This is a genomic window from Pseudonocardia sp. 73-21 (assembly GCF_001899645.1).
Classification (GTDB): Bacteria; Actinomycetota; Actinomycetes; order Mycobacteriales; family Pseudonocardiaceae; genus Pseudonocardia.
In genome coordinates this window covers 1-20,416 of the sequence record NZ_MKVV01000059.1, presented here as the reverse complement: position 1 = coordinate 20,416, position 20,416 = coordinate 1, and the positions used below count along the sequence as shown (strand labels likewise).

The 20,416-nt window shown below is 67.9% G+C and carries 18 protein-coding genes and 2 pseudogenes; 6 read left to right on the top strand and 14 right to left on the bottom strand.

Going from position 1 to position 20,416, the window contains the following annotated elements; all coding sequences use genetic code 11:
• Window positions 1–44 precede the first annotated feature (44 nt).
• Genes BGP03_RS19280 through BGP03_RS19260 form a run of 5 tightly spaced genes read right to left on the bottom strand, consistent with a single transcriptional unit; the run spans window position 45 to window position 7,129 of the window.
• Complete coding sequence (locus BGP03_RS19280) at window positions 45–398, bottom strand: cupin domain-containing protein (RefSeq protein ID WP_363094085.1); 354 nt, start codon at window positions 396–398, stop codon at window positions 45–47.
• Complete coding sequence (gene narI, locus BGP03_RS19275) at window positions 395–1,123, bottom strand: respiratory nitrate reductase subunit gamma (protein ID WP_296375307.1); 729 nt, start codon at window positions 1,121–1,123, stop codon at window positions 395–397. The genes BGP03_RS19280 and narI overlap by 4 nt, the downstream gene beginning before the upstream one ends.
• Window positions 1,120–1,764, bottom strand: coding sequence for a nitrate reductase molybdenum cofactor assembly chaperone (gene narJ / locus BGP03_RS19270; RefSeq protein ID WP_296375305.1), 645 nt, complete (start codon window positions 1,762–1,764; stop codon window positions 1,120–1,122). The genes narI and narJ overlap by 4 nt, the downstream gene beginning before the upstream one ends.
• A complete protein-coding gene (gene narH, locus BGP03_RS19265; protein ID WP_296375302.1) occupies window positions 1,761–3,422 on the bottom strand; it encodes a nitrate reductase subunit beta in 1,662 nt (553 codons plus the stop codon). Before narH ends, narJ begins: the two co-directional genes overlap by 4 nt.
• Window positions 3,422–7,129 (bottom strand): nitrate reductase subunit alpha, encoded by a 3,708-nt coding sequence (locus tag BGP03_RS19260; RefSeq protein WP_296375299.1) that lies wholly within the window; start codon window positions 7,127–7,129, stop codon window positions 3,422–3,424. Before BGP03_RS19260 ends, narH begins: the two co-directional genes overlap by 1 nt.
• A gap of 266 nt (window positions 7,130–7,395) precedes the next feature.
• On the opposite strand from BGP03_RS19260, the gene BGP03_RS19255 reads away from it, so the two are divergent.
• From BGP03_RS19255 to BGP03_RS19245, 3 genes are read left to right on the top strand one after another with little or no spacing between them, the layout of a single operon-like run.
• Window positions 7,396–8,577, top strand: a complete 1,182-nt coding sequence (locus BGP03_RS19255; protein WP_298799802.1) for an MFS transporter — start codon at window positions 7,396–7,398, stop codon at window positions 8,575–8,577.
• Window positions 8,574–8,987, top strand: a complete 414-nt coding sequence (locus BGP03_RS19250; protein WP_296375298.1) for a hypothetical protein — start codon at window positions 8,574–8,576, stop codon at window positions 8,985–8,987. Before BGP03_RS19255 ends, BGP03_RS19250 begins: the two co-directional genes overlap by 4 nt.
• Window positions 8,988–9,026: 39 nt before the next feature.
• The gene (locus tag BGP03_RS19245; RefSeq protein WP_296375296.1) at window positions 9,027–9,419 is read left to right on the top strand and encodes a hypothetical protein; all 393 of its coding nucleotides are present in this window, start codon (window positions 9,027–9,029) and stop codon (window positions 9,417–9,419) included.
• Between the two features lie 378 nt (window positions 9,420–9,797).
• Here the strand turns inward: BGP03_RS19245 and BGP03_RS19240 are convergent, their stop codons facing one another.
• Window positions 9,798–10,874 carry a YncE family protein gene (locus tag BGP03_RS19240; RefSeq protein WP_298799803.1) on the bottom strand — a complete coding sequence of 359 codons (1,077 nt, stop codon included), beginning with the start codon at window positions 10,872–10,874 and terminating at the stop codon, window positions 9,798–9,800.
• Between the two features lie 94 nt (window positions 10,875–10,968).
• Between BGP03_RS19240 and BGP03_RS19235 the strand changes: the two genes are divergently transcribed.
• Window positions 10,969–11,316, top strand: a complete 348-nt coding sequence (locus tag BGP03_RS19235) for a hypothetical protein (protein ID WP_296375292.1) — start codon at window positions 10,969–10,971, stop codon at window positions 11,314–11,316.
• Window positions 11,317–11,356: 40 nt separating this feature from the next.
• Here BGP03_RS19235 and BGP03_RS19230 read toward each other — a convergent pair.
• From BGP03_RS19230 to BGP03_RS19215, 4 genes and pseudogenes are all read right to left on the bottom strand, one after another.
• Window positions 11,357–11,787 (bottom strand): annotated as a pseudogene (locus tag BGP03_RS19230) (chromate resistance protein ChrB domain-containing protein).
• Window positions 11,784–12,284 carry a Chromate resistance protein ChrB gene (locus tag BGP03_RS19225; RefSeq protein ID WP_296375290.1) on the bottom strand — a complete coding sequence of 167 codons (501 nt, stop codon included), beginning with the start codon at window positions 12,282–12,284 and terminating at the stop codon, window positions 11,784–11,786. Before BGP03_RS19225 ends, BGP03_RS19230 begins: the two are co-directional and overlap by 4 nt.
• Window positions 12,284–12,646 (bottom strand): annotated as a pseudogene (locus BGP03_RS19220) (DUF1080 domain-containing protein); the annotation flags it as partial. The gene BGP03_RS19225 and the pseudogene BGP03_RS19220, both read right to left, overlap by 1 nt.
• 822 nt (window positions 12,647–13,468) lie before the next feature.
• Window positions 13,469–14,386 carry an NADP-dependent oxidoreductase gene (locus BGP03_RS19215; protein WP_298799806.1) on the bottom strand — a complete coding sequence of 306 codons (918 nt, stop codon included), beginning with the start codon at window positions 14,384–14,386 and terminating at the stop codon, window positions 13,469–13,471.
• 126 nt (window positions 14,387–14,512) lie between these two features.
• On the opposite strand from BGP03_RS19215, the gene BGP03_RS19210 reads away from it, so the two are divergent.
• Entirely contained in the window at window positions 14,513–15,172 is a 660-nt protein-coding gene (locus tag BGP03_RS19210; protein WP_298799807.1) for a TetR/AcrR family transcriptional regulator, read from the top strand.
• Here the strand turns inward: BGP03_RS19210 and BGP03_RS19205 are convergent.
• The 3 genes from BGP03_RS19205 to BGP03_RS19195 form a co-directional block, all read right to left on the bottom strand.
• A complete protein-coding gene (locus BGP03_RS19205) occupies window positions 15,169–15,303 on the bottom strand; it encodes a hypothetical protein (RefSeq protein ID WP_299736923.1) in 135 nt (44 codons plus the stop codon). The two genes, BGP03_RS19210 and BGP03_RS19205, sit on opposite strands and share 4 nt — an antisense overlap.
• A gap of 110 nt (window positions 15,304–15,413) precedes the next feature.
• Complete coding sequence (locus tag BGP03_RS19200; protein WP_298799808.1) at window positions 15,414–15,773, bottom strand: hypothetical protein; 360 nt, start codon at window positions 15,771–15,773, stop codon at window positions 15,414–15,416.
• 79 nt (window positions 15,774–15,852) lie between these two features.
• Window positions 15,853–16,053 (bottom strand): hypothetical protein, encoded by a 201-nt coding sequence (locus BGP03_RS19195; RefSeq protein ID WP_296375278.1) that lies wholly within the window; start codon window positions 16,051–16,053, stop codon window positions 15,853–15,855.
• 339 nt (window positions 16,054–16,392) lie between these two features.
• Here BGP03_RS19195 and BGP03_RS19190 point away from each other — a divergent pair, with 339 nt between their 5' ends.
• Window positions 16,393–17,046 (top strand): IS110 family transposase, encoded by a 654-nt coding sequence (locus BGP03_RS19190; protein WP_298799809.1) that lies wholly within the window; start codon window positions 16,393–16,395, stop codon window positions 17,044–17,046.
• 232 nt (window positions 17,047–17,278) lie between these two features.
• Here the strand turns inward: BGP03_RS19190 and BGP03_RS19185 are convergent, their stop codons facing one another.
• Window positions 17,279–18,139 carry a hypothetical protein gene (locus BGP03_RS19185; protein WP_298799810.1) on the bottom strand — a complete coding sequence of 287 codons (861 nt, stop codon included), beginning with the start codon at window positions 18,137–18,139 and terminating at the stop codon, window positions 17,279–17,281.
• Window positions 18,140–20,416: the final 2,277 nt, after the last annotated feature.

Below are 20,416 nucleotides of genomic sequence, written 5' to 3'. Positions count from 1 at the left end.
GACGGGCTCCTCGACGGCGGAGAAGACAACGACCGCCTTCGCGATCATTTCGCCACGCCGGCGGCCTTCGCGACTGTCAGCAGGACTGTTGCATCTTCGAGCGCATGGAGGCTGTGGGCGGCGGCGGGCACTATCAGGAGATCACCACGGCGACCGTCCCAGGAGTCGTTGCCCGCGCTGAGTCGGACGCGCCCGTGGAGTACGTGGATCGTGGCCTCCCCCGGGCTGTCGTGTTCAGCGAGTGATGATCCCGCGCGGAGGGCGATCAGCGTTTGCCGGAGCACGAGTTCGTGCCCGCCGTGGACGGTTGTGGCACTGCGGCCGCTGGAGGCGGCCCGCGCCGTGTCGAGGTGGTGGAGGACGAGGGCGTCGAGCGAGATCTTCTGCATCGTGGTCATCCGATCTTTTCCCAGCCGCGGCGCGCAGGTCGCGTGGCCGCGCCGGCGGATCGCGAGCGGTAGACGACGTAGGGCCGGAACAGGTATCCGAGAGGGGCGGTGAATGCGTGCACGAGACGCGTGAAAGGCCAGAGGGTGAACAGGGCCATACCGATGAGTGCATGCAGCTGGAAGGCCAGACCGGCCCGGCTCATCGCCGTGATGTCGGGTTGCAGGATGAACAACGACCGGAACCACGGCGAGACGGTCAGCCGGTAGTTGTGCTCCTCGCCGCCGGCCGCGCCGAGCAGTGTGGTGGTCAGGCCGGCCACGATGGCCGCGACGAGCACGACGTACATCAGCTTGTCGTTGCCGGTGGTGGCCCGGAACACCGGCCCGGTGGTGCGCCGCCGGTAGATCAGGATGCCGATCCCGACCAGCGTGGAGATCCCTGCGACGCCGCCGAGTAGCAGCGCCTGCACGTGGTAGGCCTCCTGACTGAGCCCGACGACGTCGGTCCAGCTCTTGGGGATGATCAGCCCGATGACATGGCCGATGATCACGACCAGGAGCCCGAAGTGGAACAGCGGGCTGCCGATGCGCAGCAACCGGGACTCGTAGAGCTCCGACGAGCGGGTGGTCCAGCCGAACTTGTCGTAGCGATAGCGCCAGATCGTGCCGCCGACCAGTACGGCGACCATGACGTAGGGCGCCACACCCCACAACAGTACGTCGAGCGGGGTCATGCGGGTCCTCCTGAGGACAGGGCGCCGAACGGGGCCCCGGTGAAGGTCGGCAGGTCGAGGCCGACCTGCTCACGGGGCGGGCCGCTACGGGCGAGCGCCTTGGCTGCGGCGACGTCGGCGGGCGACGCCCCCGGTAGCAGGGCGCAGACGGCCTCCACGGGGGCGGCGTACGGGGTACCTGCATCGAGCAGTGCCAGACGCAGGAGCTCGATGCCGGGCCGGTTCTCCTGCAGCAACGCGAGCCCGTCCGCGAGGTCGGCGGTGGCGGCGAACTCGAGCACGGCGGGCAGGAAGTCGGGCAGCTCGGAATCCTCGAACTCGACACCGGACCGGCGGTAGCGGGCCTTGAGCCCGGCGAGGGCGGCGCCCCGGCGGCGGGTCTCGCCGTCGGTCCACCAGGTGAGGTAGAGGCAGCAGCGGCGCCGGGTGTCGAACACCTCGACGTAGTGCTGCGCCGCCCGCTCGGGCGCGGTGGCGGCGACGGTGTCGAGGAAGTAGCCCAGACGCTCCCGGGGCGTTCCTGGATGCAGCGCGTCGACGGCGGCGCGCACCACCGGCATCAGAGCCAGCAGGGCCTCGTCGGGGTAGCGCAGGCACACCGAGGCCGCCTGCAGCACCACGGCCTGGTCGCGCGCCTTCACCGAGACGCCCGGGGCGGGAACAGCCCCGCAGGGCGCCCCTTGCCGTCCCAGTTGAGCAGGTTGACCCGGGCTCCCGGCTGCCCGGTGTCGGTGACGTGCTCGCTGGTCTGACGTTCGCGAAGCGCCTGGAACGTCTCGACCGAGACCGGCACGGGTGTGCCCGAGCCCTCACCGAACGGGCCGCTGCCGGTCATCCCGGGGCCGCCCTCGACGTCGAGGCTGCAGCCGATCTCCTCCAGCTCGTGGGCGTCCCCCTCGTAGGCGGTCGGGATGACGTAGCGCTCCTCGTACTTCGCGATGCCCAGCAGCCGGTACATCTCGACGAGCTCACCGCCGGTCATGCCGACGGCCGTCGCGATCGACTCGTCGCGCGGCCGGTCCAGCGACACGTCACGCATGTAGGAGCGCATCGCGGCCAGCTTCTGCAGCACCCGCCGCACGGGTGCGGTGTCGCCTGCGGTGAACAGCTCGGCGAGGTAGCCGATCGGGATGCGCAGTGCGTCGATCGCGCCGAACAGGTTGCCCGCGGATTCGCCGTCGTGGCCGGTCTCGGTGAGCCGGTCCACCACGGGTGACAACGGCGGGATGTACCAGACCATCGGCATCGTGCGGAACTCCGGATGCAACGGCAGCGCCACCCGGTACTCCTTGGCCAGCTTGTACACCGGAGAACGGCGGGCTGCGTCGAGCCAGTCCTCGGCGATGCCGTCGCGGCGGGCCTGGGCGATCACCGCCGGGTCGGCCGGGTCGAGAAGCAGGTCGAGCTGCGCCTCGTAGAGGTCGTGCTCGTCCTCGACCGATGCGGCCGCGGTGACCCGGTCGGCGTCGTAGAGGAACAGTCCGATGTAGCGCAGCCGGCCCACGCACGTCTCCGCGCAGACGGTGGGTAGCCCCACCTCGATGCGCGGGTAGCAGAACGTGCACTTCTCGGCCTTGCCGGTGCGGTGGTTGAAGTACACCTTCTTGTACGGGCATCCGGTGACGCACATCCGCCAGCCGCGGCACTGGTCCTGGTCGACGAGGACGATGCCGTCCTCGGCCCGCTTGTACATCGCCCCCGACGGGCACGACGCCACGCAGGACGGGTTGAGGCAGTGTTCGCAGATCCGCGGCAGGAAGAACATGAAAGCCTGCTCGTAGGTGAACTTCACCGCCGTCTCCGATTCGGCGCGGAGCCGTTCCACGATCGGGTCCTGCGGCCCGTGCTCGGGCGCGCCGCCCAGGTCGTCGTCCCAGTTGGCGCTCCACTCCACGGCCATCGGCTCGCCGGTCAGCAGCGACTTCGGCTGCGCGACGGGGAAGTCGTCCCCGAGCGGGGCGTCGGTGAGCATCTCGTAGTCGTAGGTCCACGGCTCGTAGTAGTCACGGATGTTCGGCAGCACCGGATTTGCGAAGATCGACAGCAGCTTCCGGACCCGTCCGCCCGCCTTGAGCGTGAGCCGGCCACGGCGGTTGCGGACCCAGCCGCCCTTCCACCGCTCCTGGTCCTCGTAGCGGCGCGGGTAGCCCTGGCCGGGCCGGGTCTCGACGTTGTTGAACCAGGCGTACTCGACGCCGCTGCGGTTGGTCCACGTCTGCTTGCACGTGACCGAGCAGGTGTGGCAGCCGATGCACTTGTCCAGGTTCATGACCATGCCCATCTGGGCCATCACGCGCATCAGTACTCCACCTTCTGGCTGGTTCGGCGCCGGACGACCGTGACCTCGTCACGCTGGTTACCGGTCGGACCGAGATAGTTGAACGCGAAGGACAGCTGCGCGTAACCGCCGATGAGGTGCGTGGGTTTGACCAGGATCCGGGTCAGGGAGTTGTGGATGCCGCCACGGCGGCCGGTCGCCTCCGACTTCGGCACGTTCACCACCCGCTCCTGCGCGTGGTAGACGAAGACCGTGCCGGCCGGGATCCGGTGGGTGACGATCGCGCGCAGCACCATCACGCCGTTGCGGTTGACCGCCTCGACCCAGTCGTTGTCCTTCACACCGATCGACGTGGCGTCGGGCTCGCTCATCCACACGACGGGGCCACCCCGGGAGAGCGAGAGCATGAACAGGTTGTCCTGGTACTCGGAGTGGATCGACCACTTCGAGTGCGGGGTCAGGTAGCGGACGGTCACCGACGCCCCGTCGGCGCCGCGCGTACCGATCTCCGGTTCACCGAACAGCCGGTGCATGTCCAGCGGCACCCGGTAGATCGGCAGCGTCTCCCCGAACTCGTGCATCCAGTCGTGATCGAGCAGGAAGTGCATCCGCCCGGTGAGGGTGTGCCACGGCTTGAGCCGTTCCACGTTGACGGTGAACGGCGCGTAGCGCCGCCCGCCCGTCTCGCTGCCCGACCACTCCGGGCTGGTGATCACCGGGACCGGACGGGCCTGCGTGTCGGCGAAGGTGATCCGCTTCTCCTCGCTGCCCTCGGCGAGGTCGGCCAGGTGCGTTCCCGTGCGCCGTTCCAGCTGCCGGAAGCCCTGCACGGCCAGCCGCCCGTTCGTGGTGGCCGAGAGCGCGAGGATCGCCTCGGCCATCTTCGCGTCGGTGTCGATGGCCGGGCGTCCGTCCGCGGCTCCGCCGAGCATCACCCCGTTCTTCGCGGAGAGGTAGGCGACCTCCTCGTCCGGGTGGTAGGTGACGGCCTTGGTCGTCATGCCCAGGCGGTCGATCAGTGGACCGATCGCGGCCATCTTGTCCGCGACGGCGGCGTAGTCGCGCTCGACCGTCACGAAGTTCGGCATCGTCCGGCCGGGGACCGCCTCCACCTCCCCGGCCCGCCAGTCCAGGACCCGCCCGCCGGGCTGGGACGTCTCACCGGGGGTGTCGTGCTGCAGCGGGACGGCGACGATGTCGCGCCGCACGCCGAGGTGGGTGCGGGCGAGATCGGAGAAGCGCCGGGCGATCGCGTGGAAGGCGTCGAAGTCGGTCCGGGACTCGAACGGCGGGTCGATCGCCGGGTTGAACGCGTGCACGAAGGGGTGCATGTCGGTGGTGTTGAGGTCGTGCTTCTCGTACCAGGTGGCCGCCGGGAGGACGACGTCCGACAGCAGCGTGGAGCTGGTCATCCGGAAGTCCAGCGACAGCAGCAGGTCGAGCTTGCCCTGGGGCGGCTCCCCGTCGTGCCACACGACGTCGCGCGGGCGCAGATCGGGCCGGGTCTGCTCGGCCTGCAGGTTGTCGTGCGTGCCGAGCAGGTGCCGCAGGAAGTACTCGTCGCCCTTGGCCGAGGACCCCAGCAGGTTCGCCCGCCACAGCGTGAGGCAGCGCGGCCAGTTCTCCGGCGCGTCGGGGTCCTCGATCGCGAACCGCAGCGATCCGTCCTGCAGCCGACGGGCCACGCCGGCGGCGACGTCGCCGTCCCCGATCTCGTCGGCGAGGTCGAGGGGGTTGCGGTCGAACTGCGGGTACGAGGGCATCCAGCCCAGCCTCGCCGACAGCGCGATGGTGTCCATGGTGTGCATACCGGCCAGCTGGCCCTTCGCCAGGGGCGAGGTGAGGGCGTCGGCGCGGTAGCCGTCGTAGCGCCACTGGTCGGTGTGGGTGTACCAGAACGCGGTGCCGATCATCTGACGCGGCGGGCGCTGCCAGTCCGTCGCGCCCGCCATCGTCGCCCAGCCGGTGACCGGACGGCACTTCTCCTGCCCGACGTAGTGCGCCCATCCGCCGCCGTTGCGACCCATCGACCCGGTGAGCATGAGCAGCGCCAGTACCGCGCGGTAGGTGGCGTCGCCGTGGAACCACTGGCAGATGCCCGCACCCATGATGATCATGGTGCGACCCTGGGATTCCTCCGCGTTGGCCGCCATCTCCCGGGCGATGCGCTCGACGTGCTCGGCGGGTACCGACGTGATCGGCTCCTGCCAGGCCGGGGTGTAGGGCTCCGAGGCGTCGTCGTAGCCGGTCGGCCAGGCGCCCGGCATGCCCTCTCGGTACACGCCGTACTGGGCGAGCATCAGGTCGAACACGGTGGTCACCAGCCGGCCCCCCACCCGCCTGACGGGTACGCCGCGGCGCAGGACCCCGCCGGTGCCGTCGAGGGCGTCGAAACGCGGCAGCAGCACCTCTGCGGACTGGCCGTCGAGCAGAGTCAGCTGCGGCGCCACGTCCCCGAGGTCGAGGTTCCACCGGCCCGCGCCACCGTCGGTGTAGCGGAACCCCATCGACCCGTTCGGCACGACCGGGTCCCCGGTGCGGCCATCGAGCAGCACTGTCTTCCATGCGGCACCGTCGTCGGTGTCGCCGAGGTCGGCGGCGGTGAGGAACTTGCCCGGAACGAACGCGCCATCGCGCTCGTCGAGGGTCACCAGGAAGGGCAGGTCCGTGTAGCGCTGCACGTAGTCGACGAAGAACGGCACCCGCCGGTCGACGAAGAACTCCTTGAGCATCACATGGCCCATGGCCATCGCCAGCGCTCCGTCGGTGCCGGGCTGAGCGGGAAGCCAGGTGTCGGCGAACTTCGTGTTGTCGGCGTAGTCCGGGGACACGACGACGACCTTCTGGCCCTTGTAGCGGGCCTCGGCCATCCAGTGCGCGTCCGGCGTGCGCGTGACCGGCACGTTCGAGCCCCACATGAGCAGGTACGTGGCGTTCCACCAGTCGCCCGACTCCGGGACGTCGGTCTGGTCCCCGAACACCTGTGGTGACGCCACCGGCAGGTCCGCGTACCAGTCGTAGAACGACGTCATCGCCCCACCGATCAGCTCGATGAACCGCGACCCCACGGCGTGGCTGACCATCGACATGGCCGGGATCGGGGAGAACCCGGCGATCCGGTCCGGCCCCACCGTCCTGATCGTGTGCACGTGCGCGGCAGCGACGATCTCCACCGCCTCGTCCCAGGAGACCCGTACGTGCCCGCCCTTACCGCGGGCGGACTGATAACGACGGCGCTTCTCAGGGTCGGTGGTGACCTCCGCCCAGGCCGCCACCGGGTCCCCGAGCCGGGCCTTCGCCTCGCGGTACATCTCGACCAGCACTCCACGGGCGTACGGGTACCGCACCCGCGTCGGCGAGTACGTGTACCAGGAGAACGCCGCGCCCCGCGGACAACCGCGCGGCTCGTACTCCGGGGAGTCCGGCCCCACCGAGGGGTAGTCGGTCTGCTGGCTCTCCCACGTGATGATCCCGTCCTTGACGTAGACCTTCCACGAGCACGATCCCGTGCAGTTCACCCCGTGGGTGGAGCGCACCACCTTGTCGTGGCTCCACCGGTCCCGGTAGAACACGTCACCCTCACGGCCTCCGTGGCGGAAGACGGCGCGCAGGTCGTCGGAGGTCTCCCGCCGCGTGAAGAAGCGCCCGGTCCGCAGCAGCGCATCGGCCGCCGGGCCGTCCGTACCGCCACCATCCGGCCGCGCGGTGCTGCCCGTGTCGAGGGTCATCCTTACCTCCGTCGAATCCGTCGCACCGAGGCTGACAGGGCCGGATGCCTGCCCGGCAATGCCGAAGGTCCCGACTCGGAGGCCGTTGGCCACCTGTCGATCACGTCGCGTGCCGTACAGAGTTGGCGTCGGATGGTCCCGGCCGAGAGTCCGGGATACCGTCGTCTGTCGAGATGGAGGATGCCGTGACGGAGTCGACTACGCCAGGGCGTACACCTGCCGCACCCGTCGCACCGTCTTCCCCGGCGCCCCCATCCCGGGCCGGGGTGCTGCTCGCGGTCGCCACTGTCGGGTTCGCGGTGACGTTCTGGGCCTGGGCGCTGCTGTCCCCGCTCGGGGCGACGCTGCGGGAGCAACTGCATCTCAGCGCGTTCCAGCAGTCACTCCTGGTGGCGGTGCCGGTGCTCGTGGGCTCGCTGGGACGCATACCCGTCGGTGCGCTCGCCGACCGTCTCGGGGCCCGGCGCATGTTCCCGGCCGTCGCACTCCTGACCGTCGTGCCGGTGCTCTACCTCGGGCACTGGGCGGACTCGCTGGCCGGCTACCTCGTGGGCGGGTTCTTCCTCGGGCTCGGGGGCACCACGTTCGCGATCGGCATCCCCTTCGTCAACTCCTGGTACCCGCCGTCGCGTCGGGGCCTGGCACTGGGCGTCTTCGGCGCCGGCATGGGCGGCACCGCCATCTCGGCGTTCACCACCGTGCAGCTGACCGCGACCGCCGGGCGCAGCTTCCCCTTCGACATCGTCGCGGGAGTGCTCGTCGTCTACTCGGCACTGGCGTACCTGCTGCTGCGCGACCGGCCCGACCGGCAGATCCCGACGGGCACCGTGCTCGGCCGACTGACCGCGACCCTGCGCATGCCCGTGACGCTGCAGTTGTCGTTCCTCTACGCCGTGGCGTTCGGCGGGTTCGTCGCCTTCAGCGTCTATCTGCCGACCTACCTCGTCAGCGCCTTCCACCTCGACCGCGGCGACGCGGCCCTACGTACCGCGGGGTTCGTCGTCCTCGCCGTGGTCATGCGTCCGATCGGTGGCTGGCTGTCGGACCGGATCGAGCCGATCGCCGTCCTCGTCGGCTCGTACTCGGTGGTGGCGCTGCTCGCCGTCGTCGCAGCGTTCGGGCTCCCCCTCGTCCCGGTGGGCACGATCGCGTTCCTCGGCGCGGCCGCGGCGCTCGGCGCCGGCACCGGCGCCGTGTTCGCCATGGTCGCCGAGCTCGTGCCGGGCGGCCAGGTCGGCGCGGTCACCGGTGTCGTCGGCGCCGCAGGCGGGCTCGGAGGCTTCTTCCCGCCGCTCGTCATGGGCGCGGTGTACGGGGCCTTCGGCAGCTACACGGTCGGCCTGGTCCTGCTCGCCGCGACCGCGGCGACAGCCGCCCTGTTCACCGCGACGACGGTGCGCAGGCGCGCACGGCAGACGGTCCCGCCGCCGGGGCTGCAGCACCGATGACGATCGTCGCCGCCACCGCCTTCACCTGGCTCGGACTGGTGCTGGGCATCTCGTTCCTCGAGGCGCCGCTGAAGTTCCGGGCCCCGGGCATCACCGTGCCGCTGGGCCTGGGCATCGGACGTCTGGTCTTCCGGGCCCTGAACGGCGTCGAGATCGTGCTGGGCGTCGTCGTGGCCGTCGCTCTGGTCGTCGGTTCCCCCGGGGCCGGCGTCCTCTGGTGCGCCGCCGCGGTCGCAGCAGCCCTGATCGTGCAGCTTGCGGCGGTGCGCCCCGTCCTGACCAGGCGGACGGAAGCCGTCCTGGCTGGTGAGGACCCCTCTCGCGGCCCCGCCCACCTCCTCTACGTCGGCCTGGAGATTCTGAAGGTCATCGGCTTGTTCACTCTCGGTCTCCTTGCGATCTCCCCTTGACCGCGCGGACAGGAGCCGTTCGTCACGAGATGACCGACGATGAATGATCGGGCAATGCCGGACCTGCCGCACGTTCTGCACGACCTGCAGCCGATCGTCGCCGACCACGGAGCCCAGCCGGCAGGGGTGGTGTGGCGGCTGGACGAGGTCGGCCGCCAACTCGACGCCAACGTGCTCAATCTCCCCGCGGGCCGGACGATCGACACCCATACCGAACCGGACCTCGACGTGCTCCTGCTCATCCTGGCGGGCAGCGGATCGCTGACCACCGGAGCGGGCAATCTCGATCTCGTGCCGGGCGAGCTCGTGTGGCTGCCCGTCGGTTCCACCCGCAGCCTCACTGCCGGCCTCCACGGTCTCGCCTACGTCACCGTGCACCGCCGTCGGCCGGGCATGCAGATCCGCTCGCCCGCAGGTCCCACCAACGCCTGAGATCACCACCCCCGCAAGTGCTCACCGGACCGAATGGCTGAGGCGAGCAAGGTGCACCCCGCGCAGCGATGTCGTGTGGCGCAGCGCGTGGAGGTGGCTGTCGACGCCCGAGCTCGTCATTGACGCACTGATGCTCGTGGTCCAGTGGGGAGCCGAACGTAGCTGGAACTGGGAGCAGATCGGCACCGTCCAGCTCGGCCACGCGGCGCTCTGCGCCGAAACCACCGCCTGAGCTGTCTCCTCCACCAGAGCGAGGGCCGGGATGCGGGGCGGAGCCCCGGTGCGCCGTGAGGCGCTGTGTTGACCGAGGGGGTGGAAGGCCCGCACCGGTGGCCCATCGCCGTGAGTCACTGCGGCTTAGGACAGCCTGCTACGCGATCACGGGCGTGGCTCGGTCTCGAGGAGTGCGGGGTGGCCGTCCACGCCGGCGGGCAGCGGGTAGTAGGCGTGGTGGGTGAGCTCGTCGACGGCGACCACGTGCGCGCCGTCGGCGAGATGATCCGATCCGGCGATGCCGAGCTGGCGGTTGTGCAGGTCGAGCAGGGTGACCCAGCCGCTTTCGGCGGCGACGTAGAGCCGGTGCGCGCCCGGGTCGTAGGCCAGCACGTCGGGTTGGGGCCCGACCGGGCTGCTGCCGATCGTCTGTCCGGTGGCGAGGTCGACGGTGAGCAGGGTGGCGTTGGCGTCGCAGGCCACGAAGCCCAACCGGTCGGCTGGGTCGAGGGACAACCCATGGGGGTGATCGCATCCCGGTAGCAGGACGCGGCGGGTGACGGCGTGGGTGGTGGGGTCGATCGCGGCGAGGTCGCCGCGGCCCTGCACGGCGACCCACATCCGGTCACCGGTCGGGTCGTAGGTGACGTTGCCGACCTCCCCGCCCAGGTCGGTGCTGCCGCGCGGCGCGCCGGTGGCGGCGTCGATGACGGTTTCGGTGCCGCCGGTCTCGTTGGTGGTCCAGACCGTGTTGCGGCGCGGGTCGTAGGCGAGGCCGTCGGGGTAGTCCCCGGTCGGAGTGCGGGTGAGGACCTGGCCGGTATCTTCGTCGACGCCGACGACCTCGTTGGTTCCGGTGGCGGTGGCGTAGACCCGGTGCAGCGCGGGCACCACGAGTACGCCGTGGACCTGCGCCAGGTTCGGGATGGTGCGCACGACGTGGTGGGAGCGCGTGTCGACCTCGATGACCTCGCCGGCGCCCAGGTGCGCGATGAACAGCAGGCCGCGCTGGTCATCGGAGCTGGCGTAGTCGAACCGTGACCCGTCCCCGGGCAGCGGCACCTGCGCGATGATCCGCTGCGACAGCTCCACCCGGGGTGGCAGCGTCGAGCCGATACCGCCCACCAGGAAGACGGCCACGCCGGCCACCGCCGCGATGGTGACCGCGCCGGCGACCGCCAGCAGCCGCCGTCGCCGCCGTCCCCTCCAGCCCGCATCTCGTGTCGAGCCGGGCACGGTCACCGACTACGCCACACAGACACCGACAACAGCTGTGCAACCATGGTTTCATGATAGCGATGGTCGTGAGCGACGGCATCGTGCGCGGGATACGGCGATGATCTTCAGTGCGATGCACATCCTGCTCACCGCCGCGATCACCGGTGTGCTGGTGGCCGGGGTCGGGGTGTGGCGGCTGCCCGGCGCGGCCTGGCTGGACGCCATCGCCGCCGGGGTGCTGGCCGCGGTCGCGGTGGTGGGGTGGCGGCTGTGCGCGAACATGGGCGCGCTCAACGACGACGGGCTGCCCGGGTTCTCGGCCAACGACCTGGCTGCCCCGATCGCGGTGTTCGTGGTGCTGAGCGTGTACGCCGACCTGCGGGTGCTGGCCGATCCGCGCCGCTACGGCCAGCTCCGCGCCCTCGCCGTCGTGATCACGCTCGCGGTCAACGTGATCACCATCTGAGTCGGTTTGCCCTCTCGACCGTGGTCGCGAGCGGTCGTGTTCAGGCGGGTTCGCGACCCATCAGGGTGGCGCGACAGTAGTACTCGTAGAGCCCGTCGAAGATCGGCCCGGTCAGAGCCAGGATCTGCTCGTCGGTGCAGGTCATCGACAGCCCCCGCAGCGCGACGTCGAGGCCGGGGGCCTCGGGGGCGTCGTAGCGCTCGTCGTCGAGGTCGGCCTCGTGGATGATCGCGGCGATCCGCCACAGCACCGGATCGGTGATCTCGTAGTGGCGCAGAATGGTCTCGAGGCTGCAGTCGCCGTGATGGTGGCCAAGCTCCACCCCGCGCAGGTCGAACGCCGTTGCATCGGCCGGGATCTGGGCGGGGTCGGCCAGGAACACGAACTCGCGGCGGGGTCGACGTGGCGGGCAATCAGCCAGGTGCACGCGGCCCGGTCGATGTGGATGTTCGCCCGGGTCGCCCACTTCACGGCTGTGGCTCCCGCACCCCAGCGGCGCGGTCTTCGGCGCCCGGCGCGGTCGAGGTGTCGGGCATCGGATCGGTGAGGTCGTGCACAGCGAGGCGCGCGGTGTCGCGTTCGGCGGGCGGGAAGTAGTCCCGGCGGTTGATCCGGCGCAGCTCCGCGCGCAACCGCCGCGCCACCACCGCACGCTCCGGTGCCGCCGCGCTGGTTGCGGCCCGCGCGGTCGCGATGACCTGGGTGTACTCGGCGGCGCGGGCGCCGGCCAGGCAGGCGGCCAGCTCGCGCTCGGCGGCTGCGGTGGTGGGTTGGGCGAGCCAGACGGTGACGTGCCCGCCGGCGTCGGTGATGTCCTGGGCGATCCATTCCAGCTGTTCACGGGTGCGCGCGTCCGCCGGCAGCGCGACCACTCCGTCACCGATCTGCGCCACCCCGAGGCGTTTGAGCTTGCGCCACACCCCGATCCGACCGGTGGACGGCTCGCGGGGCAGGCCGTAGGACAACATCACCCAGGTCCCGGGTTGCGCGGGAGGTACCACCGTCGTCGCCTCCCGCGCGCTCGCCCATTGACCGTGTGCGATCTGCGATCACGGTAACCCAGGTTGCGCCGCAGCGGCTGGGAGCCGGTCCGGAGCGGGTGCGGGTGCGCGCCATGGCCCTTGATCCGCAGGTTGCGGAAGGCGAGGCGGGAGGGGAACCCGTGCACCTGCAGGGCGAGGAAGCCGTTGGTGCGCCGCGTGCTGGTGTAGTCGTTGACAAGGGTGTCGTTGAAGGTGACCCGGATCCGGTTGCCGGCGGTCTCGATCAGGTAGGTGTTCCACTCGCCCACCGGGGCGGTGGGGATGCTGCTGGGCGCCTGCAGACCGGGTAGCGAACCCCGGCGGCCTGTTCCATCCGTTCAGGGCCACGTTCATCAGCAGCGGACTGACCACCCCGCCCTGCGGAGTCCCCTCCTCGGTGGGGGTGAAGCAGTCCCGCTCGACCACTCCCGCCTTCAGCCACCGCGCGACCAGCCCCCGAGCGGGGAACGAGCCGGGCGAGACGGTGGGCATCGACGGCAAGGTCACGACCACCCGCCAATCGATCGACGGCCCGTCGGTGAGGTCGTCCTCCGGTCCGTTCACCACGCCAACACCCGATGTCGCGGCCTGCGCCGCGCTCACGGTGGGTGTCGTCATGGCGTCCAACTTGTCCTTCGGTTCCGGTAGCGCCAACATCGAAAGCTCCACAGGCTCACCCGGTCCACATCAGCAACCCCTCGCGGGTCCGGGCACCAGTCCCGGTATCTGGCCAGTTATGCGAGACGACCAGCGGAGGCGCCGGCCACGCTGTCTCGGGTTCCTGCTGCCTTTCGGCCGCCAGCGTTGGCTTCTTGGACCGTCCTGTTCCCGCCGGAGAGCTGGGCCTTCCTCCCGGTCGGCTTACCGGGCCGACGATCCGGACCCCGACGGGGATTCCACGTTCCACATGCACGAGACACGACCGGGGTGGGTGCCCCCTCTGCACCGGGACGGCGGTGTTCCCACGGCCGGACAGATGCCTCCGGCCGCCGCCTGCCGCTTCTCAGCGGCCAGTCCTGCACCCCGCTGCCGCATCCCACCTACGGGGCTCACCTTGACGATGCGTCATCAGGGGTTCACTCACGTTCACCCGTCCGGTCTTCTCCTCACCTGCACCCGTTTCAGGGCGTTCAGGGGCGCACGCGAATGACGGTCTTACCCTTGCGTCGCTCGGTCGGGTTGAGCGCAGGGATGGCCTCGTCGAGGGTCGCGACGGTTCCCACGGGGACGCGAAGGCGCCCGTCTCGCGCCCGGGTGACGATCTCGACCAGCTGACTCGGCACGGATTCGACGACGAAGTCGATCGCCAAGCCGTCGGCCGGACGAGCCTCAACCGGTCCGACCACCGACACCAGCGTCCCGCCGGGCCGGATGGTGCTCGCCGAGCGCCGTTGAACATCCCCGCCGATGACATCGAAGACCAGGTCGACCCCGCCGATGTCGTCGAGATCCTCGTGGTCGAGGTCGAGGAACTCGTTCGCGCCGAAGTCCAGCGCGGCCTGACGGTCCGCTGCCCGACCGGTACCGATGACGTAAGCGCCGAACTCCCGGGCGAGCTGCGTCACCACGGATCCGACCGCACCGGCGGCGCCGTGTGCAAGGACACTCTGCCCCGCCTGCAGACGACCGTGCTGGAATAGGCCCTGCCACGCGGTCAGGCCGGAGATCGGCAGGCTCGCACCCACTGTGAAGTCGACGTTGCCCGGCAGCGGCGCGAGGTTGCGTGCCTCCACGGCCGCGTACTCGGCCAGCGTTCCATCACGGTGCCAGTCTGTGATCCCGAACACCCGCTGTCCCAGCGAGAGTCCTGTCGTGCCGTAGCCGAGGCAGGAGACCACTCCGGCGAATTCATGGCCGATGATTGCCGGGGCGCGATCATGACCCGAGCGATCGACCCAGGTCGAGGGCCACTCCCACTCCGCGGGAACGAAGCCCGACGCGTGGACTTCAACGGCGACGTCGTTGATCGCCGGAATGGGAGCCGGCCGCTCTGTGAGTGTGATCCCTGCCGCTTCCGCGGCCTGGTCCATCGCGACGATCGCCTTCATTGGGTGCCTCCGTAGATCGCGTGTTCGCCGGCTCGTGGGGCCGTTTTTGGGCTTGCTAGCCCACTGTGGCAGTTCAACACCGAACGGAGTGGGCTGTCAAGCCCAATCTGGGCTATTGTGTGTGTCATGGAAGCCGCGACGGAGGCTCGGGTGCCACAGAAGCTCACCGGCAAGGGGCAGGCGACCCGAGCCCGCATCCTCGAGCACGCCTCCGAGATGATCTACGCCAAGGGCGTGCACGCGACGAACAACGAGCAGCTCCGTCACGCTGCAGGCATCAGCGGGTCGCAGCTCAACCACTACTTCCCGACCAAGGAGAGTCTTGTTCTCGCGGTGATCGAGTGGCAGGCCCAGCGCGTCTTGACGTTTCATCGCAGTGAGCGGTTCACCCACTTCGACAGCCTCGACTCGCTTCGGGAGTGGGCGGGCTTCTACATCGCCTACGAGCGCTCCTACCAGGAAGGCTGCACCCTCGGCTCACTCGCCAGTGAGATCATCAAGACCGACCTCGACGTTCGCACGGAACTCGCGGACGCGTTCGAGCAGTGGCGAGACATCTTCCGAGATGGGCTGGAACGGATGCAGAGCCTCGGCCGCATCAGTGTTGAGGCAGATCCCACCCGACTGGCCCATCTCCTGCTCTCCGCCTTCCAGGGCGGCATGTTGCTCGCTCAGGTGGCCCGCGAGATCGCCCCGCTGAACGACGCCCTGCGGGCAGCCATCGACTACGTACAGACATTCGCGAAGCCCACTGCCGCCGGCGTACCCGACGGTGTAATTGCCTAGCGCACCCTTCCCGACCGGTCCTCCAGTAACCCGAAGTCGGGCCGCCCCTGCTCGTCGAGGGCAACAACTTCGCCGTCGAGCGCCACCGCCCGGTCGACCAGGTCGCGCAGCTCGCAGAACTCCGGGTACATCTGGGCCAGGGGCTTGTCGTTTGCGGCTCCGCGCGCGCAGCTCGCCACCGGCGACGGCCGTGACCGCGCGGACGCCGCCCCATTTGAACTCATACGCCCAGCCCGGCCCCTCAGGGGCCGGGCCCGGGGTGGCCAGCATCGGCGCCACCCGCACCGGCAGATCGGAGGTCATGGGAGTTGAAACTCGCTGCGGGCGTGTTCGGCGAACTGCAGCGCTCCAGCTGGTACCGGGTGTCCTGGAGCGCCTCCACGTCGATGCGGCCATGGATCGTCAGGCCGGGAAAGATGATCATCTGGGTGTCGGCCACGGTCAGCCGGTACTCCTGCCGGCCGCGATCGAGGGCGACCACGACGAGAGCGTCGACTGCCGCATCGATCGCCGCCTCCCTACTGGTCTCTTCGCCGGCGGCGACGGTCTGCACGTTCTCCACGCCGGCCGGGAGGACGCCGACCCACCACGATCCGTCCATGACCGCGATGGTGACGCATTCGGGGCAGCCACGCCGGCGGCCGCCCCGAACCATCCACACCCCGTGAGATCGGGGGCGTCTATTCGTCCTCGGTGGGGTTGTCGCACAGCAGACGGGCGGCCTGGCGCCATGCCCGCAGCAGCGAGGCGTACGCGGTCGCGTCGCAGATTTCCCACGTCACCGGTCCGACCTGCACGCGCATCACCGCCGGGATGGCGCCGCCAACTCGGGCGGGCTCGGCGTGCGCGCGGACGTCGGGGATTCCGGCCAGACGAATCATGGTGGTCTCCGGTGCTGGTGGGCCTGTCGGCCCGTCCCCTTGGGGTGGCGGGGCGTTGTTCCCCCGCCGCCACGAGGCGCCCCACCGCAGCCGTGGAGGCTCGCGGTCACTGGAGGAGCCTGGGATCTGCCGGGCCCGTCGGGTCCGGTGCGCATCCCGGACCGTCGGGTCATCGCCCAGGCTCGTGTGGCCTTCGAGGTCCGCCTTGACGACGCGAGGCCCGACGGGACGGGGCGTGCTGACCGGCGATGGGGTTGTGCGCTACGAGCGCTTCAGTGACCGACCGGCAGCCGCGCCCGACCGGGGACGCCCACCCGCACCACGGGACCAACCACGGCGATGAACGAACCGGAACCGGGCATTACCAGCAACAACAGCACCCACGACGCGTCGCCCAGGTGGGCCGGCGTGGACTGGTCGTGGTCCGAACACGCCGTCTGTGTGATCGACGACAGCGGTGCCGCGATGGAGCGCTTCACGGTCACCCACACCGCACCGGGAGTGTCCACAATGGTCACCGCGCTGCATCGTCACCGGGTCACCGGGGTCCCGATCGAGCGCGGCGACGGCCCGGTCGTCGCGGCTCTGCTCGACGCCGGTCTGACCGTGTTCGTCATCGCCAGCCGCCAGGTCACCGCCCTACGCTCCCGCTACGGCACCACCGGTAACAAGGACGACCGCTTCGACGCCTACCTGCTCGCCGACGTGCTGCGCACCGACCGCCGCCGACTCACCCCACTCACCACCGACACCCCGGCCACTGTCGGGCTGCGGATGCTGATCCGGGCCCGCCACGACCTGGTCAAGGCCCGGGTCGCCGCCCACAACCAGCTCCGCGCGCACCTGCAACTGGCCCACCCGGGCGTGATCGGGCTGTTCCACCAGCTTGACGGCAAGATCTCCCTGGCCTTCCTGACCGGTCAAACTAGCGACCGGCGCCGAGCCTGTTTTCGCTGGTCAAACTGGTGGAGACGAGGGGAATCGAACCCCTAACCCCCGCCTTGCAAACGTACGTAGTCGCCGACGGTGGTCCGTAGTGCGCAGGTCAGCACGATGGCGGCGCTGTACCTGTTGGCCATGCAGGCAGCGCAGAGGTGTAGCTGGCTGCCACGGTGGCTGCCATGATGACCACTGTGGACACTCATTGCTTGCCATCCGTCGCGGAACATCGCGCAACAGCGCATCTAATACAGCAACTAAGCAAATTGCTCAAAGGTTTCGAATATCAGGAATTATTCAATGCGACATGAGCGTTGTGCACAACAAATGCCTCATCCATTCCTGTATTCGTCCATCCAATCCACGCCCTCCATGCATTATAGAATGACCTGACGGCATTCGATGCCAGTTTGGTCGCGAACTCGCCGTCGAGATTCCACGGAATCTCTGTCCAGCCTTCGGGTAGACTCGATAAATCAGACATTGTCTCGACAAAAGCAAATACGGTCGGATGAGTCATCGCTGATACGTAACCATAGAGACCGGCAGTCTCCCCGGGGTCATCGCCAAAGATCTCGCCTGCTATTCGCACGAAGCCACTTGGACCAGGAAGTCTCTCACCGCATAGAGTTACGATGCCAGTCCTCGGATCGATGTCGATCTCACTCGCATAGAAGCAGCCTGGTCGACGAATTGCGTCCCGCGCCAGAATATACGACAATGAGGTTTCCGCCTTCTGCGGATGATCAAAATCGTATGCGACACGTTTCCTAATCCGCTCACCTTCCTCCCTATCGAGAAGTAGTCTCGCGACCCTCCGACGTGCGTCTCCCCTTTCGAGCCCAAGCCGGTTATCTAGTAACCACACGGCACGGCCACTGGCCTCAGCCACGCTACGTGCCGCCGGACCTAGTGGAAGCCCGGGAACCACACCTTCAAGCAGCGTCTGCAACCCATGCATATGCTGCTCCGCCATTCCCAGGTAAAGATGCGCTTGAAACGAGAGTGACTTGGCGAGCCTTGGATCCCAAACTCCCGTCGGCCCGAACTGTCGAAATAGCGCCTCTGAAAGATCTGAATATGCCGTGTCTTCGTAGTCGGCGGACTGAGTTCGCTGGCAGTAAGCGCGGTACTCAGAACGAGCCACGCGACACAACTCAGCAGCCGCTGCATACTTAACAGAACTATCTTCCAACGACTCCGCCCCTTCACTTGAGCCACACCTCGAGACTTCGATATGACGCTCCGGACGCGATAACAGGAGGCGTCAAGCGTTCGAACACTCTTGGAGAGTATCCTCCAATGAGCGGATACGTTGCAACCGGGTCAGGACGAGACGCCAACAGAATACCCCGTTGCTGCAGGATTATCTCGCATCGCGGCATCGGTAGCATGGGCTTAGCCGCCGACTTGGTCAAGAACTCGATGGCGTCACAGGCTCCAGAGCGATCTAAGTGCCTACTGTCACGCTGGCCACCACCAGAGTCGCTATCGATAATTTGAGCCTCGTCTGCGAGTCGGGGACCGCCGCTCTCAAAGTTGTTCCGACCAGTAGTAACTAGGTACAGCAGCTGACTACACTTGAGGCCAGATTGACTTCTATATTGCGACTACATAGCCTTGTCGATCGCCAAATTACAACTCGGAGGGTTCGTGTGTCAGAGCAAATAGAGCATGGTCCATTCTGCTGGATGAACTGGCAGCTCTCCCTTCAGGAGAGCGGCGTTGAGGTTGCCCAGAGACGTGAGGCTCTACTATTCACCGACGCACACCCGGTCGGATTCACAAATGTCGAAGATCTCGGTCCCTATAGACTCGTAAATCCACTCGGCAACTTCAATAGGGAGCCAGACCCGGGCTAGTAGTTCACGTAGATCTTTTACGCGGCACGTGATGAGATCCTGGGCGCAAAGCCGGTGAGGTGGCCTACTAGAGACTCCCCTTGGATTGGTCTTTCAATCGACGAGGAGATTTCCAGCCTCCTCAGCTTGGAATTTGGCATCCGATTGGCGTCTGCTGGATGGGTTCGAATCTTCGACGAAGACTCACCAGAAGGCCGAGCATCCTATATGGACTACCAGGAGCCAGTCTTGCCGGTTCCTAGTGGTTGGCGCAGATGTTTGCCAGAATGGCAGAAGCGCCGGCCAAACATCGAGGATGGCAACCTACTACTAAGCACATTGCATACACTTGATCGTCGATCCGCTGTCGCGTTGGTTCGCGCTGCGCGAGATTTTGCTAAGGCGGTATGGATTGCCGAATCGGACTCGGAACTGACTTGGCTCCTACTAGTGAGTGCCATCGAAGTCGCGGCTGAGCATTGGGATAGTACAAGTTCTGACCCCCAGGAAGAGTTCGAAAGATCCTTCCCAAAGATAGCCAGCAGGTTCGATGCTGACGACCTTCGATTCATCTCACACGAGATGCGCCATTTGACGCGATCTCAGCGAAAGTTCTTGAAATTCTGTGGGAACTTCCTTCCCGGCCCACCACTGGACGTTCCCGAAGAGCACCGCACGCTCGACTGGTCACACCTAGATGACATGATAGTTCGATTGCGCACGATCTACAGCCATCGATCCGCGCGGCTACACGGGTCGGTCACTTTTCCGAACCCAATGCTCCGGCCGGAACCGTTTGAATTACCGCTTGAAAAGCCTCTCGGTGAAGGCTTCGCCAGCGGGTTCAACCAGTGGAGTCCCGACGATGTCCCTTTGTCCCTCCACTCGTTCACGCACCTCACGAGAGGGGTGTTGCTCAACTGGTGGCGAAACATGGTCCCCCTCGACGTAGGGTAGTAGAAGTTGCGTCAATAATGTGGCTGGAGTATGCATCGTGGGTCGAGTCTCGGCCGCCGAGCGCACTCGACGGATAGCGCCCTCGTCTCAGCCTGGTCGTTCCCGCTCGAACGGCGATCTTCGCTCTCCGTCGTGACGCAGGCGAGCGATGCCAACCCGCACCCCGGGCCGCCGCGCTCGCCGACGAGGGCTGGCATCCCCGCTGGGGCCAACTGGGCGCAGACCCGCGTCGACGCTGGGATCGCGTATCTCGTCCTGGGTCACCCGGAGAGCACGATCGCGGAGGTCCGTCCCGTTCGATGCCGCCGGAGCTACGCGTCGCAACAGTCACCGCGTACACCAGGAAACTAGTTGGGAGCCGGCCGTAGGGTTCTGCCATGCTTGACGCCATTCCGTACGCCGGGATCCCGGCACACCTCGACGGTCCGCTACGTGCATGGCTTCGCGGGTTCTTGCATCCAGACTTGGAGCAACGAGTCGCGGTGCAACTGCGCATCACAACTCAGCGTTCGCAGCTGCGCGAAGCTCTTGACACCGTCGCGGGTGTGCACGGTGATCTAGTCGACCGCCTCTCCACCCAATGGCCTTGCTTTAGATCGCGACACACTGCTTGAGGTGCACGGGTT

Excerpts from the sequence above, each read along its gene's own strand:
- narH (WP_296375302.1), bottom strand. The coding sequence starts at position 3,422 with ATGCGCGTGATGGCCCAGATGGGCATGGTCATGAACCTGGACAAGTGC.
- BGP03_RS19245 (WP_296375296.1), top strand. The coding sequence starts at position 9,027 with ATGAATGATCGGGCAATGCCGGACCTGCCGCACGTTCTGCACGACCTG.
- BGP03_RS19195 (WP_296375278.1), bottom strand. The coding sequence starts at position 16,053 with ATGATTCGTCTGGCCGGAATCCCCGACGTCCGCGCGCACGCCGAGCCC.
- narI (WP_296375307.1), bottom strand. The coding sequence starts at position 1,123 with ATGACCCCGCTCGACGTACTGTTGTGGGGTGTGGCGCCCTACGTCATG.
- BGP03_RS19215 (WP_298799806.1), bottom strand. The coding sequence starts at position 14,386 with ATGAAGGCGATCGTCGCGATGGACCAGGCCGCGGAAGCGGCAGGGATC.
- BGP03_RS19225 (WP_296375290.1), bottom strand. The coding sequence starts at position 12,284 with ATGTTGTCCTACGGCCTGCCCCGCGAGCCGTCCACCGGTCGGATCGGG.
- BGP03_RS19235 (WP_296375292.1), top strand. The coding sequence starts at position 10,969 with ATGATCTTCAGTGCGATGCACATCCTGCTCACCGCCGCGATCACCGGT.
- BGP03_RS19210 (WP_298799807.1), top strand. The coding sequence starts at position 14,513 with ATGGAAGCCGCGACGGAGGCTCGGGTGCCACAGAAGCTCACCGGCAAG.
- BGP03_RS19280 (WP_363094085.1), bottom strand. The coding sequence starts at position 398 with ATGACCACGATGCAGAAGATCTCGCTCGACGCCCTCGTCCTCCACCAC.
- BGP03_RS19250 (WP_296375298.1), top strand. The coding sequence starts at position 8,574 with ATGACGATCGTCGCCGCCACCGCCTTCACCTGGCTCGGACTGGTGCTG.
- BGP03_RS19260 (WP_296375299.1), bottom strand. The coding sequence starts at position 7,129 with ATGACCCTCGACACGGGCAGCACCGCGCGGCCGGATGGTGGCGGTACG.
- BGP03_RS19190 (WP_298799809.1), top strand. The coding sequence starts at position 16,393 with ATGAACGAACCGGAACCGGGCATTACCAGCAACAACAGCACCCACGAC.
- BGP03_RS19200 (WP_298799808.1), bottom strand. The coding sequence starts at position 15,773 with ATGGACGGATCGTGGTGGGTCGGCGTCCTCCCGGCCGGCGTGGAGAAC.
- BGP03_RS19205 (WP_299736923.1), bottom strand. The coding sequence starts at position 15,303 with ATGTACCCGGAGTTCTGCGAGCTGCGCGACCTGGTCGACCGGGCGGTG.